Origin of the sequence: Metapseudomonas otitidis (assembly GCF_011397855.1) — a bacterium.
In the GTDB taxonomy this organism is placed as follows: Bacteria; Pseudomonadota; Gammaproteobacteria; order Pseudomonadales; family Pseudomonadaceae; genus Metapseudomonas; species Metapseudomonas otitidis.
Genome location: NZ_AP022642.1, coordinates 4,133,793 through 4,148,153 on the forward strand (window position 1 = coordinate 4,133,793; position 14,361 = coordinate 4,148,153).

Sequence of the window (14,361 nt, forward strand, 5' to 3'; positions counted from 1 at the left end):
GGTTGGATTGCTGCCTGCCAGTGGCTCAGCCTTCGCAGCTGGCCGCGACCTGGTAGGACGTGAACTTGCGGATGTTGATGACGCCGGTGTCGAGGATCAGGTACTGCCCCTTGATGCCGCGCAAGGTCCCTTCCACCACCGGTGTCTTGTCCAGGTCGAGGCTCACCACCTTGGTCGGGTAAGCCTCGACGGGGTAACGGATTTCCAGCGGCTCGACGTCATCGAGCGGCTGGATGGCCTGGAGGCCGAAACGCGACTGCAGGGCCTGGATGCCCTCGCCACAGGCATCGAACAGCGCCTCGCGCACCGCGAGCAGGTCGAGTGCCTCGGCCTCGCCCTTGAGCAGTGCGCGCCAGTTGGTGCGGTCCGCCACCTGTGTTCGCAGCAGGTCCTCCACCAGGCCGGACTGCTGGCGCGTGGCGACCCGCAGGATGGGCAGCGCCTGGCGGGCGCCCTGGTCGATCCAGCGGGTGGGCACCTGGCTGGCGCGGGTGATGCCGACCTTGATGCCCGAGGAGTTGGCCAGGTAGACGATGTGGTCGGTCATGCAGAACGACTCGCCCCAGCTCGGCTCGCGGCAGGTACCGGCGTCGTAGTGGCAGCGTTCCGGGCTCATGATGCAGGTGTCGCACTGGGCCAGCGAGGTGAAGCAGGGGTAGCAGTAGCCCTGGCTGAAGCTCTTGCTGGTCTTTCGCCCGCAATGGCTGCAATGGATGCCGCCGAGGTATTCCAGGCGGATGCGCTTGCCCAGCAGGGGGTTCACCGACACCTGCTCATCGCCCAGGCGGAAGGCGTACTGCACCACCGGGTCACCCAGTTGCGCCGACATCTTGCTCAGCGCACCGCGCCCCAGCTCCAGCATGGTTTCAGCCCCCATCAGTGGATGGAGTCGGATTTGAAGAGGATGTTCGGCACGGGCTCGGACTTGGAGCTGCAGACCTGCGGGCCCATGTACCCGGTGCGCTGGTCTTCCGGCAGGTTCTTGGCCTCCCAGGCGATGATGGCCTGCAGGCTCAGCTCCTTCTGCTCCTCGGTGAGTTTGCGACCATCGGCCCACTTGCCGATTTCCACGGCGAGCTTGAGGCTCTGGTAGACATCCTCGGTGATGTTGCTGATCAGTTGGGCGAAAGAGGACATGGCATGACTCGCTGCATTCGTTCGGGGGAACAAGGAGCGGCATTCTAGCAGGTCGCAGCGGGCGCCAGGCGAGGCCGCCCGCGCCCCGACCTAGCGGCGCAGACGGGCCAGCAGGCCACCGATCAGGCCGGTGGCGCAGCCCGCCAGCAGGCCGCCCACATGGGCACCGTTGGCGATGGCGCCGAAGCCCAGCAGGCTGACCACGCCAGACAGGCACACCACCAGCCACACCAGCATCATCACCATCACCCCCGGCGGCAGCCGGTAGGCCGGGCACGGCGCCAGGCGCTGGAACAGCCAGCAGTGGCCGAGCAGGCCATAAAGCACACCCGACAGGCCACCGAACAAACTCGGCCCGCTCACCTCGTACTGCACCAGGTTGGACACCAGGCTCAGCAGCAAGGTGAGCCCCAGCAGCATCCAGCCGCCCTGGCGGTATTCGATGCGCCGCCCCAGCTCCCACACCCACATGCCGTTCATGGCCAGGTGCAGGATGCCGAAGTGCACCAGCATGGGCGTCACCAGGCGCCACCACTGGCCGGCTTGCAGGCTGTCGGCCAGCGGAGTGAAGAGCACGTAGTCGCCTTCCACACGGAAGTCGAGGAAGGTCAGCCAGCTGACAGCCTGGAGGTTGTCACCCAGCGCCGTCACACCGGCACAGACCAGGGTCACCAACAGCAGGGCCACGGTGAAGGGCGTGGCCTTGAGCCGCGCGCCCCAGGACTCGCGTACCGGCTCGGCCGGTGCGTGTTCCAGCACGAACTGCGGATCACCCTGGGGGAAGCGCGCATACAGGCCACGCACCTGCTCCGCCCAGTCCTCGCCGGGCACCCAGAGCACCTGCTCCTCGCGCTCCTCGCTGACCCGGTGCGGCACCTCCAGGCGTCGCAGCAGGCTGACGAATCCACTCAAGTCCACCGAGGCCGGCAGACGCATCGCGGCCACCACCGTCATCGGGGCTCCTCCGGGCGTTCCACCTCGACCCACACGAACTTCGCGGGGTCCAGGCGCAATTCATCGTCCAGCCGGTAGGCCACCAGCTTGCCGTACATCACTGCGCTGTAGTCCAGGCAGGCCAGGTTGGGGCGCAGCGGCGCCGGGCGTCCGCGGCGCCAGTAGTGCCCGACGAACAGCAGCGGCTCGTTGACGCCGTAGCTGAGCAGCGCCGAGCGGTGGGCGTCGGAGAGTGGCTGCCGCGCCACGTCTTCCGGCAGCGCATCGGGCTGGAAGACCACGTCGCCGTAGGTACGCGGGTTGTCTTCCCAGAACTTGGTGCGGAACACCGAGCGGGTGAAGCCGTCGCTGCCGGTCAGGGTCATGCCGCCGGGCAGCGGCAGGTCGGTCCCCCGCAGCAGGCGCTTGAACACCCGCTCGGCGAAGCCGCCGCGCTCGGCCGAGGCCTGGATGAAGGTGGCGTCGATCCGCCCGTCCGGGTAGTCGCGGCGCACCGCCTCGATCAGGTCGTGGTCCCAGCAGGCATGCACCAGGCGGAAACGGCCGCCGTCGATGAACAGCGGCAAGTCCTGGAACCAGCGGAGGAAGTCGTGCCAGTCGCCGGGGTGGCCCTCGAACTGTTCGAGGGTCTCCTTCAACAGGCGGGTGTGGCGCGGCGTGTGGTCGTGGACGAAGGTCCGGCCACTGCCGGCCGGTGCCGGCGTCACCCAGCCGAGGGCGTTGTACTCATGGTTGCCCATGATGCAGCGGGCCTGGCCCGCCTCGACCATGGCGTGGACCAGATGCAGCGCCTCGCGGATGCGTGGCCCACGGTCGATGAGGTCGCCGAGGAACAAGGCCATGCGCCACGGGTGGCGCCAGACATCGCCCTGCTTGCGATAGCCCAGCCGATCCAGCAGGCGCTCCAGGGTGTGCGCACACCCGTGGATGTCGCCGATCAGGTCGTAGCCACGCCCGGCGTCCAGTTCCATCAGTCGCCACCACCCAGGCGGCTTCCCCAGCCGAGCTTGGTGCGGCACACCTCGTAGTAGTTGTGGTCCAGCGGGTGGATCAGGCGCAGCTTCTGCGGCTTCTTGCGCACCGTGATGGTGTCGCCGGGGGCGCAGGTGAAGTGGTTCTGGCCATCGCAGGACACCAGCGGGTAGATCTGCAGGTTGGGCGAGACCACGATCTTCAGCTCGCTGGTGCTGTCCACCACGATGGGCCGGCTGGACAGGGTGTGCGGGTACATGGGCACGACGACGATGGCGTCGAGCTTCGGGTGCATGATCGGCCCCCCGGCGGACAGCGCGTAGGCCGTGGAGCCGGTGGGCGTGGCGATGATCAGGCCGTCGGCCTTCTGGGTGCAGACGAACTGGCCGTCGATGTGCAGCTCGAACTCGATCATCCGGGTCGACTTGCCCGGGTGCAGCACCACGTCGTTCAGCGCGTCGCCCTGGCCGATGGCCTCGCCGTGCTGGCGGCGCACCTCGGCCTCCAGCAGGAAGCGCGTCTCGACGCTGTAGTGGCCGTCCAGCACCTCGGCCACCTTCACCTCCAGCTCATCGGGCTTGATGTCGGTGAGGAAGCCCAGGCTGCCACGGTTGATGCCCAGTACCGGGATGTTGTGGCGGGCCAGCGCACGGGCGGCGCCGAGCATGCTGCCGTCACCGCCGACCACGATCACCAGATCGCAGACCTCGCCGAGGATCTTCCGCGACGACGTCTGCAGGCCGTGCCCGGGCAGCACTTCGGCAATGGTGTCCTCGAGGATCACGTGGAGGTGGCGATCCAGCAGGAATCGCTTCAGGCGGCGGATGGTATCGAGCACGTGGGGGCTCCCCAGGCGTCCGATGATGCCGATATTGCGGAATTGCTCCATGGGGCTCCAGCAAGGCTCTACGACGGGAGGAAATGCCGGCGATTATGGGCGAAAGCCCGTGGCAGCGGCAAACCGCTGCTCGGCTATGCTGCGTGCATGACGCCCTTCCCCACCCTCGCCGATCTGCCCCGTCACCTGCATCACCCTGCCGTGCGCGACCTCGCCTGGGCACTGCTCGCCCCACCGTTGCTGGCGCGTCCGGGGCTGGCCCAGCGGCACCCGCTGAGGGCCTCCGAGTGGGCCGCCGCGCCCCTCCGGCTGGAAGCCTGGCTGCAGAGCCAGGAGCAGGCACCGCAACCGCTGGAAGCATGGCTCGCCGGCCTGGCCTCCAGCCGCCTGGGGCTTCGCTTCGAGCGGCTTTGGCAGTACGCCCTGGCGCAGGCACCGGGCGTGCGCCTGCTGGCCAGCAACCTGCCGGTGCGCCAGCAAGGCAAGACGCTGGGGGAAATGGACCTGTTGCTGCAGGACGACCATGGCATCCACCACGTGGAGCTGGCCATCAAGCTCTACCTCGGCCCCCAGGCGGGTGGCGGGCATGACGCGGAGCACTGGTGCGGCACCGATGTCAGCGACCGCCTCGACCTCAAGCTCGCCCACCTGCGCGAGCGTCAGCTGCCCCTTTCCAGCCTCGCCGTCAGCCGCTCCGCCCTGGAGAGCGTCGGCGCCTGGCCGGCCCAGGCATCGGCCTGGCTGGGCGGCTACCTGTTCTATCCCTGGCCGGGAGGGTGCGAAGCGCCGACCATCGCCAACCCCGGCCACAACCGGGGCCTGTGGCTGCATCGCCGCCACTGCCAGGCCCTCATCGACCAGCATCCCGACGCCCGCTGGTACCCCCTGCCCCGCCCGGACTGGCTGGGCCACGCGCAGGTGCCGGCCGAGCAGGCCTGGCCACGGACGCAGGTGATGGAGTGGCTGGCCGCGCAGCCACCCGGCGGGCCGGCCTGGATGCTGGCAAGGCTGGCGCCGGAAGGCACCCACTGGCGGGAAGTGGAACGGGGGTTGGTGGTGAACGACGCCTGGCCCGCGACGGGCTGAGCCCGCCGCAGCGACCGGTCAGCGGCTGCGCTCGGTGCGCCCACCGGAACGGGCCAGGTAACCGGCACCGCTTTCGCACAACAGCGCATCGCGTTGCACCGCCGGCAGTGCATCCAGGCCATCGCGCAGCGCATAGGCACGGAAACCCAGCTGGGACAGCAGGAACACCGCACTGGCGCTGCGCTTGCCGCTGTCGCAATAGCAGAGGTAGTCACGCGCCGGGTCGAGCAGACGCGTCTTCAGCCGCAACAGGTGCAACGGCATGTTCAGCGCTTCGGGGGCGTGGGCCCGCTCGTATTCGTCCTGCAGGCGCACATCCAGCCACTGGCCACCTGCCGCCAGCAGCCGCGACGCCTCACCGAGGGATACCTCGTCCACCACGGGGGCACGCAGGAGGGCAAAGAAATCCTGGCGGTCCAGCCGCATCACCACACCGTCCTCCAGCAGGGTGACGCTGGCGTTGCGCGGCCGGTCGGACAGCAACGCCTCCTCACCGAAGCAGGCCCCTACCTCCAGCTCCGCCAGCACCTGGTGATCGCTGCCGGCCCCACGGATGACCTCAGCGCGGCCCTCGCGGAGGAAGTAGCAGCAATCCCCCGCTTCGCCTTCGCGCAGCACCTCGCTGCCCGCCGGCAGTTCGATGCGCTGAAGCCGTCCGACCATCTGCTGCACGTTGGCCGGCGGCACCTTGCTGAACAGCGGGTTCTCCAGCAGACGCTCCAGCCATTCGACGTCGTCGCTGTCCATCTGCAGCAACAGGTCCTGGTAGGCGGAACGCCAGGTGATGAGGCGCGCGAGGGTGGCGCTGTCGATGGCCAGCACGCTGACCTCGGTGAGCGCCACCGCCTCCTGCAGGCGCGGCAGGCTGGGCGAGAGCGGGTGGCAGCTGGCTTCGCTGCCGGCCACCAGGCGGATTTCAGCCCCCGAGGCGTCCCGCAGCAGCAGCTCGCCGGCCAGCAGGTAATAGGTCAGCCGGGCCTGGTCGCCGCGCCGGAATAGCACCTGGCCCGCCAGCAGGGGCTGGGGCACCAGTTGCCCACGCAGCTCCCGCCACTGCTGCTCGGAAAGCGCATTGAGCGGTGTCAGGCTGCGCAGCTGATCCGGATTGAGCGGTTCGGTCATCGGTTGATTTCCAGGGCATCGGCTGAGGTGGAAGTGTAGCCAGCCAGGTGGTGCAGGCGCGTTGAAAGGGCGCGGCGCCCCTGCAGCCCACCGGTGTGCAGCAGGACGATCCGACTGCCGGCAGCAAGGTAACCGGCCTCGATCTGCTGGCGCAACGCCAGCAATGCCTTGACGGTGTAGAGCGGGTCCAGCTCGATGCCGCCCTCCGTTTCCCAGGCGAGCATGGCGCAGGCCAGCTCGGCATCGACCCGACCGAAACCGCCTCGGCAGGCATCCAGCAGGCGATAGCCGGCATCGACTGCGCCGGCTTCAACCAGCAGCGCGCGGACCTGCTCCGCCACGCCGTGATCCGCCGGTACCGCCAGGGCACCCACCACCGGGTGGCGGCCAGCCTCGCCGAGCACCAGCCCTGCCAAGGTGGTACCGGTACCGGCAGCAGTCCACAGCGCGTCGTAGTCAGCCCAGCCCAGCACCGGCAGTTGCCGTTGGATCATCGCCACCAGCGGCGCGCAGCCGAGGGCGCCCGGCAATCCGCCGCCGCCCTCGGGCACCGGCATCAACGCGGGGTAGCGGGCCTGCCAGTCATCCCAGAAGCCCGGCGCGTGGCGAGCCCGATAGCCGCCATAGCCCAGCCAGTGCAGGGTCATGCCGAAGCGGCGCAGGTCCGCGACGGTCGGGGTGTCCTGGGGGTCGCCACGCAGCAGGCCCACGGTGTCGAAGCCGAAGCGCTGGCCGGCGGCGGCCACCGCATGCAGGTGGTTGGAATGGGCCCCGCCCAGGGTCATCACCCCGCCGAACCCCTTGGCAGCCGCCCGTTGAAGATGGGGGGCCAGCTTGAACCATTTGTTGCCGCTCACCAGCGGGTCGATGCGGTCGAGGCGCAGCATCGCCACCTCGACGCCCGCACGCCTCAGCCACCCCAGGCGCAAGGGTTCGAGAAGGGCTTGCGGGTTCCAGTCGGGAAGCGGCAACGGCACGGATGGGCTCGCTCGGAAAAGGCGCGGAGCTTACGGCAAGCGCCGCGCCATGGCGATCAGCCCACCGTGCGCAGGCGGGCGGTGGCCTTGTGGCGGGCGCAGCAGTTGGAGTCCCCGGCCACGAAGCGGCTGGGCGTGTCCACCCGGTCGATGGGCATGCCGCAGCGCTCGCCGCCCGGCAGGGTCGCCTCGCAGGTGGGCTGCTGGTAGTGGGCCAGCCACTGGCGGTACTGCGCCTCGGAGACGAAGCACTTGGCCGCCGCGTAGGCGTAGGGGTTGTCCTGGTAGCGGGCGATGTCCTGCAGCGGGATGGTCAGGTGGCCGGCGCCCGGGTGGTAGACCACGAACACCACACCCAGGCGGGCCAGGCGCTCGAGGATCTGGTCACCGCCCTGGTTCACCAGTTGCTCGCGCTCCTGCTTGAGGCGGTCGATCTCCTGCTGCAACTGGGTGTCCAGCTCGTTGCGGTAGGCCAGCTCGACGTCACGGATGGCCAGCTGCTCCTTGTAGTCCATGACGGCGGCGGCCACCTTGGCCTGCAGCTCGCCCTCGAACTGGGAACGGAGGATGTCCACTTCGGTGCGCCCATGGCGCTCCAATGCGCGCAGTTGCTGGCTCATCTCCTCGCGGGATTTCTGGAAGCCCTCGGCCTGGACCTGCAGCTGGCGCTTGAGGTCGGCGTTCATGTCCTGCTGCTGGCGCAGTTCCAGCTGCAGGGAGTCGATGGTCTGCTGCAGCTCGCGCGCCTTCTCTTCGGCGGCCAGGCGGTACTTGGCCAGGGCCTCTTCGTTCTGCTGGCCGAGGCTGGCGATGCGCAGGCGCTGCTGCTTGATCAGCTGGGCCGTCTTCAGGCGGTGCTCCTGCTCCAGCTGCTGCGCCAGTTTCTCGGCCATTTCGGCGGCGGCATCCGGCGGTGCGTACCACTTGTCCTCCGGCGCCATCTGCAGGCGCTGGGGCTCGACCACCTGGGGCGCGTCCTCCTCCACCATCAGGCCCAGGGCATTGCGGCGCACGGTGTCGCGCACCAGGGCCAGGTCGTTCTGGCCGGGGGCGAGGTTCGGGTCCCACATGTGCATCTGGTGCCAGGAAACCGGGCACTGGCTGCGGCAGGCGAGGCGGATGGGGCCGGCGCCCAGGTCGGGGCCGCGCCCGGCGCGTTCGGCCAGGTGGCGCAGGGGCATGTTCCAGCCGGTGTCAGCCTGCCCCTTCTCGTCGAAGTCGAGGTAGAAGAAGACCAGCGAGCGGACCATCAGGCGCGGGTTGATCAGGACGTAGACCAGGCGCATCTGCTGGTCGGCGAACTCGGGCATGTTCACCACGCCGTCGAGCATCGCTTCGAATTCGGGGAAGAGCATTTCCTTGCAGATGCCCCGTTCATTGAAGAACAGCACGGCCTCAACCATCTGCGGCTTGTTCTGCATGCTCATCGGGTTTACCTCTGGCCAACGCGGTGAGTCCCGGAGGGGACGGGCGACTTCCTTGTCGGTAAAACGGGGCCTTTATGACAGGCGCACCGGCTGATTGTCGGAGTCTAGGGTAAAAGCCGAGGCGGGCAATGTGACTGGGTTGGCACTCGCCCGGCCCCTGGCGGGAGGCGGACGAAGTGCACGGCCGTTTTGTGATGGGGTTGGAGAGTTTCAGCCTTTCATGGCAGCGAGATAGGGTGCCAGGCGCCGCCCCATCTCCTCGCCGAGGGCCGCAAGGCCGCTCATCGGGCGCACCATCACCTCGAATTCGCGGATCAGCCCCTGCTCGTCGAAGCGGATCATGTCGATGCCCTTGAGGTCGCGCCCGCCCACCCGCGCACTGAACTCCAACACCACGTTGAGGCCATCGTCACTGGCCAGTTCGCGGTGATAGGCGAAATCCTGGAACACCTGCAGCACGGTATTGAGGATGAGGTTGACCGCCTGCGCGCCCGGGTAGGGCGTGTGGGCCATGGGCGAGCGGAACACCGCCTCGGGGTGCAGCAGCTCGGGCAGGCGGCTGAGGTCCTGGCTGGCGATGAACTGGTGCCAGCGCTGCAGGCTGGCGGCCGCGGCAGGGTTGAGTCGGGCGTCGAGGGACATCAGCTTCTCCTTGTTTTTATCAGCCTATAAAGAGAGCGCCCCGCACGAGGCGGGGCGTCTTTCCATCAGAGTTCGGCGGCGAGGCGCGAACCCTGGTTGATCGCACGCTTGGCATCCAGCTCGGCGGCCACGTCGGCACCGCCCACCAGGTGCACGGACTGCCCGGCAGCCACCAGGCCCTCGTGCAGCTCGCGCAGCGGGTCCTGGCCGGCGCAGACGATAACGGTGTCCACCGGCAGCACCTGGGGTTCGCCCTCGGCCACGCGGATGTGCAGGCCGGCGTCGTCGACCTTGAGGTACTCCACCGAGTTGAGCATCTGCACCTGCTTGTTCTTCAGGCCGGTGCGGTGGATCCAGCCGGTGGTCTTGCCGAGGCCGTCGCCCACCTTGGATTTCTTGCGCTGCAGCAGGAACACCTGGCGAGCCGCCGCGTGGGGCTGCGGCTTGACGCCGGCGATGCCGCCACGAGCTTCCAGCGCGCCGTCGATGCCCCACTCCTTCCAGAACGCCTCGCGGTCCAGGCTGGTGGAGGTGCCCTGGTGGGTGATGAACTCGGAGACGTCGAAGCCGATGCCGCCGGCGCCGATCACCGCCACGGTCTGCCCCACCGGCTTGCGCTCGAGGATGGCGTCCAGGTAGCCGATCACCTTCGGATGGTCGATGCCCGGAATGGCCGGGGTACGCGGGGCGATACCGGTGGCCAGGATGATCTCGTCGAAGCCGCCCTTGACCAGGTCCTCGACGCTGACGCGGGTGTTCAGGCGCAGGTCGACACCGGTGGTTTCCAGCTTGCGCTTGAAGTAACGCAGGGTCTCGTAGAACTCCTCCTTGCCCGGCACGCGCTTGGCCACGTTGAACTGGCCACCGATCTCGGCGGCCGCGTCGAACAGGGTCACGCTGTGGCCGCGCTCGGCGGCGACGGTGGCACTGGCCAGGCCCGCCGGGCCGGCGCCGACCACGGCGATCTTCTTCACCTGGGTGGTGGGGATGTAGTTCAGTTCGGTTTCGTGGCAGGCGCGCGGGTTCACCAGGCAGCTGGTCAGCTTGCCGCCGAAGGTGTGGTCGAGGCAGGCCTGGTTGCAGCCGATGCAGGTGTTGATCTCGTCGCTGCGGCCTTCGGCGGCCTTGTTGACGAAGTCCGGGTCGGCGAGGAACGGACGGGCCATGGACACCATGTCGGCGTCGCCTTCGGCCAGCACCTGCTCGGCCACTTCCGGGGTGTTGATGCGGTTGGTGGTGATCAGCGGGATCTTCACCTCGCCCCGGAGCTTGGCGGTGACCTTGGTAAAGGCCGCGCGCGGCACCTTGGTGGCGATGGTGGGGATGCGCGCCTCGTGCCAGCCGATGCCGGTGTTGATGAGGGTGGCACCGGCGGCCTCGATGGCCTTGGCCAGGGTGACGATCTCGTCCCAGGTGCTGCCGCCTTCCACCAGGTCCAGCATGGACAGGCGGTAGATGATGATGAAGTTCGGGCCCACGGCCTCGCGCACGCGGCGGACGATCTCCACCGGCAGGCGCATGCGGTTCTCGTAGCTGCCACCCCAGCGGTCGGTGCGCTGGTTGGTGTGGGCGGCGAGGAACTGGTTGATGAAATAGCCTTCGGAGCCCATGACCTCGACGCCGTCGTACTCGGCCTTCTGCGCCAGCACGGAGCAGTTCACGAAGTCCTGGATCTGCTTCTCGATGCCCGCCTCATCCAGCTCGTGGGGCTTGAAGGGGTTGATCGGCGCCTGGATGGCGGACGGCGCGACCGACTTGGGGCTGTAGGCGTAGCGGCCGGCGTGGAGGATCTGCATGCAGATCTTGCCGCCCGCCTCGTGCACGGCGCGGGTGACGATGCGGTGCTTCTCGGCCTCTTCCTCGGTGGTCAGCTTGGCCGCGCCGGAGTAGACACCGCCCTCCTCGTTCGGGCCGATGCCGCCGGTCACCATCAGGCCGACGCCGCCACGGGCGCGCTCGGCGAAATAGGCGGCCATGCGCTCGAAGCCGTTGGGCTTCTCCTCCAGGCCGGTGTGCATCGACCCCATCAGGGTGCGGTTGCGCAGGGTGGTGAAGCCCAGGTCGAGGGGCGCGAGCAGGTGCGGGTAAGCGGCCATGGGGTGGTATCTCCAGCAGGCTTTTTCTCTCACGGGTGCCACGGCCTCGCGGGCCATGGTCGGTTATGGGCCAGACGATAGTCAGCGATACGAGGCCGCTCAATGATCGAAAGTGACAACTTACTGATCCAAACGCACAGCCGCCCTTGGCAAGCCGGGCCCGCTCCCCTACCCTGGCCGGCACCTTCACGATGACCGAGCCGACATGCGCAAACTGCTCTACACCTTCGCCTGTGCCCTGCTGGCCGGCCTGCTGGTGGCCTACTCGCTGTGGACCGACCAGCGCCCGGTCGGCCACTACCTGTCGGACCTGCGCAGCGAAGTGGCGGTCAACCAGGGCCAGCCCGGCGAGCGCGGCAACCTGCTGGGCATCCAGCCCGAACTCTTCGCCGCCGACTACCAGAGCGTGGAGCGCCTGCGCCTGAAGCTGGCCGCCTACCTGGGCAAGGCCCGTGACCAGGGCCTGCTCAATGCGCGCACCATCGTCGTACTGCCCGAGCACGTCGGCACCTGGCTGGTGGCCGCTGGCGAGAAACCCCAGGTCTACGAGGCCCACCACCTCGACGAGGCGATGCTCTGGCTGGCCGCCGCCAACCCCCTGCGCCTGGCCCGCGCCCTGGCCAGCGGCCACGGCGACGATCGCTTCACCGATGCGGTCTTCCGCATGAAGGCCCGGCGCATGGCCGACGACTACCAGGCACTGTTCGGCGGCCTGGCCAGGGATTTCGGCGTAACCCTGGTGGCCGGCTCCATCCTGCTGCCCGCCCCCCGGGTCGAAGGCGGCACCCTGCTGGTCAGCGACGGCCCGCTGTACAACGTCAGCCTGGTCTTCGACGCCCACGGCCTGCCCATCGGCCAGCCGCAGCCCAAGCTGCATCCGGACCACCACGAACTCGCCTACACCCAGGCCGGCACGATCACCGGGCTGAGCGCCCTGGACACCCCCGCCGGCCGCCTGGGCGTCCTCCTCGGTGAAGACGGCCGCAGCCCCGAAGGCCGGCAAGCCCTCGCGGAACAGGGTGCGGAGCTGCTGGTCTATCCGGCCTTCGCCCCCGGCAACGGCAGCTGGGAGCGTCCACTGGCCGGCGGCGCGCACGCCCTGGATCTCTGGCGAGAACAGCTGTACGCACCCCAAGCCCGCGCGGCGCTGGCGGTGTTCCTGCGTGGCCAGCTGTGGGACCTGGGCAGCGATGGCCGCAGCCTGGCAGGCAGCGCCACGGACACGGCGGTGGCCGATGCCGGGCGCGGCGCCAAGCTGGTGAACATCTGGCTATGAAGGCGCCCCGGGTCAAGCTGGGGGACCTGTCCGTCGGCTTCGTGCAGAACCTGGCGGAAACCCTGCGCGCCCACGGCCATGACCCGGTGCCGCTGCTGGACCAGTACGGCCTGGACGCCGTGCGCCTGGCCGAACCCCGGGGCCGGCTGTCCATCCCCCGCTACATGCGCCTGGGCCACGCCGCCAGCCAGTTGCTGGACGAACCCGCCCTGGGCCTGGCCATGGGCCGCCTGGGGCGCTTCAGCCAGCTGGGCCTGGCGGGCGTCACCGCCGAACAGGCGCCGAACGTGCGTGAGGCAGCGCGCGCACTGACCCGCTTCGAGCCGCTCTACGCCCAGAACTACCGGGGCCAGTCGAGCTTCCACGAGGACGCCAGCGGGGCCTGGCTGCGCTTCTATTCCATCAGCCCGTACAACGCCTACAACCGCTTCGTGGTGGACTCGGTGCTGGCCAGCTGGGCCTGCCAGCTCGGCCATCTCGCCGGCCAGGCGCTGCAGCCGGAACGGGTCGAGATCGAGTTCCCCGCCCCGACCTACGCCGAGTGCTACGGCGAGCTGTTCGGCTGCCCGGTGGAGTTCGGCGCCGCCACCAACCAGCTGCGCCTGTCACGGGCCACCCTGGCCCTGCGCAATCCGGCCCACTGCCCCAGCACCTGGCGCCAGTTGCTGGAACTGTGCGAGCGCGAGCTGGAGCACATGACCCGCACCCGCAGCCTGCGCGAGCGCATCGCACAACTGCTCGGCCCCCTGCTCCACGGCCGCGAGCCCGACCTGGAAGAGGTCGCGGCGCGCCTGCAACTGCCCACCTGGACCCTGCGCCGCAAGCTCGCCGAGGAAGGCACGCAGTTCCGCAGCATCCTCAACGACACCCGCCGCGACCTGGCCATGGCCTACATCCGCGACACCGAGCTGGCCTTCGGCGAGATCGCCTACCTGCTGGGCTTCGCCTCGGCCGAGGCCTTCCAGCGCGCGTTCAAGCGCTGGAGCGGCAGCACTCCCGGCGAATTCCGCCGCGCCCAGCGCCAAGTCGGCTGATCACAGTTCGGTGGCGTCGTCGGCGGGCTCAGGCATGTCGCGCTCGCGGGCATGCAGGTCGAGCAGTTCTTCCTGGTAATCATCCATCTCAGTTCCCTCCCTGGGCGGCCTTGTCCAGGCCCCTCTGGGAAGTAACGAACCGGCTGAGGCGAAATCCAGGAATCCCCCATTCAGAGCGCACCATGGCCCTAGGGCTGTGCAGCGGTTCTGGAAGGAAGGAAGCCCAGGCCAACCGGCCAGGACCTCGGCAGGCCTATAAAAGGCAGACAAATAAAAAGCCCCCAGGTATCGCTACCTGAGGGCTTTCGTATATGGCGCAGCGGACGGGACTCGAACCCGCGACCCCCGGCGTGACAGGCCGGTATTCTAACCGACTGAACTACCGCTGCGCGTCGGTTTGGACTTGCGTCCGGTGGAGCTTTGCTTTGGAGCGTCTGGCGCTTGCCTTTCGGCCTTCGCCTCATCCCGGGCAGGACCCTGGATGGAAGATAAGTGGCGCAGCGGACGGGACTCGAACCCGCGACCCCCGGCGTGACAGGCCGGTATTCTAACCGACTGAACTACCGCTGCGCGTCGGCCGGACTTTCGTCCGAAGTATCACAAGGAGTGGTGGGTGATGACGGGATCGAACCGCCGACCCTCTGCTTGTAAGGCAGATGCTCTCCCGGCTGAGCTAATCACCCATCGCCTTGCGAGGCGCGCAATTTACGCAGAGGGATCACCTAAGTCAACACCCTGCTTGAAGTTTTTTTCATCGAGGAGATTTTTCGAGGGGCTGAAGGGACGCCTTCGCCGCGTCC

General features: G+C 68.5%; 13 protein-coding genes and 3 tRNA genes. 3 read left to right on the top strand and 13 right to left on the bottom strand.

Annotated elements, in window-relative coordinates:
• Window positions 1–25: 25 nt before the first annotated feature.
• The 5 genes from PotMrB4_RS18965 to PotMrB4_RS18985 all read right to left on the bottom strand — a co-directional run bounded on the left by PotMrB4_RS18965 (window position 26) and on the right by PotMrB4_RS18985 (window position 3,952).
• The gene (locus PotMrB4_RS18965) at window positions 26–862 is read right to left on the bottom strand and encodes a DUF2797 domain-containing protein (RefSeq protein ID WP_142016177.1); all 837 of its coding nucleotides are present in this window, start codon (window positions 860–862) and stop codon (window positions 26–28) included.
• 14 nt (window positions 863–876) lie between these two features.
• Window positions 877–1,137, bottom strand: coding sequence for a YeaC family protein (locus PotMrB4_RS18970; RefSeq protein WP_044408569.1), 261 nt, complete (start codon window positions 1,135–1,137; stop codon window positions 877–879).
• Between the two features lie 90 nt (window positions 1,138–1,227).
• Window positions 1,228–2,091 carry a rhomboid family intramembrane serine protease gene (locus PotMrB4_RS18975; protein ID WP_172434205.1) on the bottom strand — a complete coding sequence of 288 codons (864 nt, stop codon included), beginning with the start codon at window positions 2,089–2,091 and terminating at the stop codon, window positions 1,228–1,230.
• Window positions 2,088–3,062 (bottom strand): metallophosphoesterase, encoded by a 975-nt coding sequence (locus PotMrB4_RS18980; protein WP_172434206.1) that lies wholly within the window; start codon window positions 3,060–3,062, stop codon window positions 2,088–2,090. The genes PotMrB4_RS18975 and PotMrB4_RS18980 overlap by 4 nt, the downstream gene beginning before the upstream one ends.
• Window positions 3,062–3,952, bottom strand: a complete 891-nt coding sequence (locus PotMrB4_RS18985) for an NAD(+) kinase (RefSeq protein ID WP_044408577.1) — start codon at window positions 3,950–3,952, stop codon at window positions 3,062–3,064. The genes PotMrB4_RS18980 and PotMrB4_RS18985 overlap by 1 nt, the downstream gene beginning before the upstream one ends.
• Before the next feature lie 96 nt (window positions 3,953–4,048).
• Here PotMrB4_RS18985 and PotMrB4_RS18990 point away from each other — a divergent pair, with 96 nt between their 5' ends.
• Complete coding sequence (locus PotMrB4_RS18990; RefSeq protein ID WP_172434207.1) at window positions 4,049–4,987, top strand: DUF1853 family protein; 939 nt, start codon at window positions 4,049–4,051, stop codon at window positions 4,985–4,987.
• Between the two features lie 18 nt (window positions 4,988–5,005).
• Here PotMrB4_RS18990 and PotMrB4_RS18995 read toward each other — a convergent pair whose 3' ends face one another.
• From PotMrB4_RS18995 to PotMrB4_RS19015, 5 genes are all read right to left on the bottom strand, one after another.
• Entirely contained in the window at window positions 5,006–6,109 is a 1,104-nt protein-coding gene (locus PotMrB4_RS18995; RefSeq protein WP_044408582.1) for a cyclic nucleotide-binding domain-containing protein, read from the bottom strand.
• The gene (locus PotMrB4_RS19000; RefSeq protein ID WP_172435119.1) at window positions 6,106–7,080 is read right to left on the bottom strand and encodes a 1-aminocyclopropane-1-carboxylate deaminase/D-cysteine desulfhydrase; all 975 of its coding nucleotides are present in this window, start codon (window positions 7,078–7,080) and stop codon (window positions 6,106–6,108) included. Before PotMrB4_RS19000 ends, PotMrB4_RS18995 begins: the two co-directional genes overlap by 4 nt.
• A 62-nt stretch (window positions 7,081–7,142) precedes the next feature.
• On the bottom strand, window positions 7,143–8,513 hold the full coding sequence (locus PotMrB4_RS19005; RefSeq protein ID WP_074968440.1) for a chromosome partitioning protein ParA: 1,371 nt from the start codon (window positions 8,511–8,513) through the stop codon (window positions 7,143–7,145).
• 210 nt (window positions 8,514–8,723) lie between these two features.
• Window positions 8,724–9,155, bottom strand: coding sequence for a nuclear transport factor 2 family protein (locus tag PotMrB4_RS19010; RefSeq protein ID WP_044408590.1), 432 nt, complete (start codon window positions 9,153–9,155; stop codon window positions 8,724–8,726).
• Between the two features lie 65 nt (window positions 9,156–9,220).
• Window positions 9,221–11,251, bottom strand: a complete 2,031-nt coding sequence (locus PotMrB4_RS19015) for an NADPH-dependent 2,4-dienoyl-CoA reductase (RefSeq protein ID WP_044408593.1) — start codon at window positions 11,249–11,251, stop codon at window positions 9,221–9,223.
• A 205-nt stretch (window positions 11,252–11,456) separates the two neighbouring features.
• On the opposite strand from PotMrB4_RS19015, the gene PotMrB4_RS19020 reads away from it, so the two are divergent.
• Both PotMrB4_RS19020 and PotMrB4_RS19025 read left to right on the top strand, forming a co-directional pair.
• Window positions 11,457–12,527, top strand: a complete 1,071-nt coding sequence (locus PotMrB4_RS19020; RefSeq protein ID WP_172434208.1) for a carbon-nitrogen hydrolase family protein — start codon at window positions 11,457–11,459, stop codon at window positions 12,525–12,527.
• Window positions 12,524–13,561: an AraC family transcriptional regulator gene (locus PotMrB4_RS19025; protein ID WP_172434209.1), complete on the top strand. Its 1,038-nt coding sequence runs from the start codon at window positions 12,524–12,526 to the stop codon at window positions 13,559–13,561. Before PotMrB4_RS19020 ends, PotMrB4_RS19025 begins: the two co-directional genes overlap by 4 nt.
• Window positions 13,562–13,873: 312 nt before the next feature.
• Here the strand turns inward: PotMrB4_RS19025 and PotMrB4_RS19030 are convergent.
• From PotMrB4_RS19030 to PotMrB4_RS19040, 3 genes are all read right to left on the bottom strand, one after another.
• Window positions 13,874–13,950, bottom strand: a tRNA-Asp gene (locus PotMrB4_RS19030).
• Between the two features lie 104 nt (window positions 13,951–14,054).
• Window positions 14,055–14,131, bottom strand: a tRNA-Asp gene (locus tag PotMrB4_RS19035).
• 37 nt (window positions 14,132–14,168) lie between these two features.
• Window positions 14,169–14,244, bottom strand: a tRNA-Val gene (locus PotMrB4_RS19040).
• Window positions 14,245–14,361: the final 117 nt, after the last annotated feature.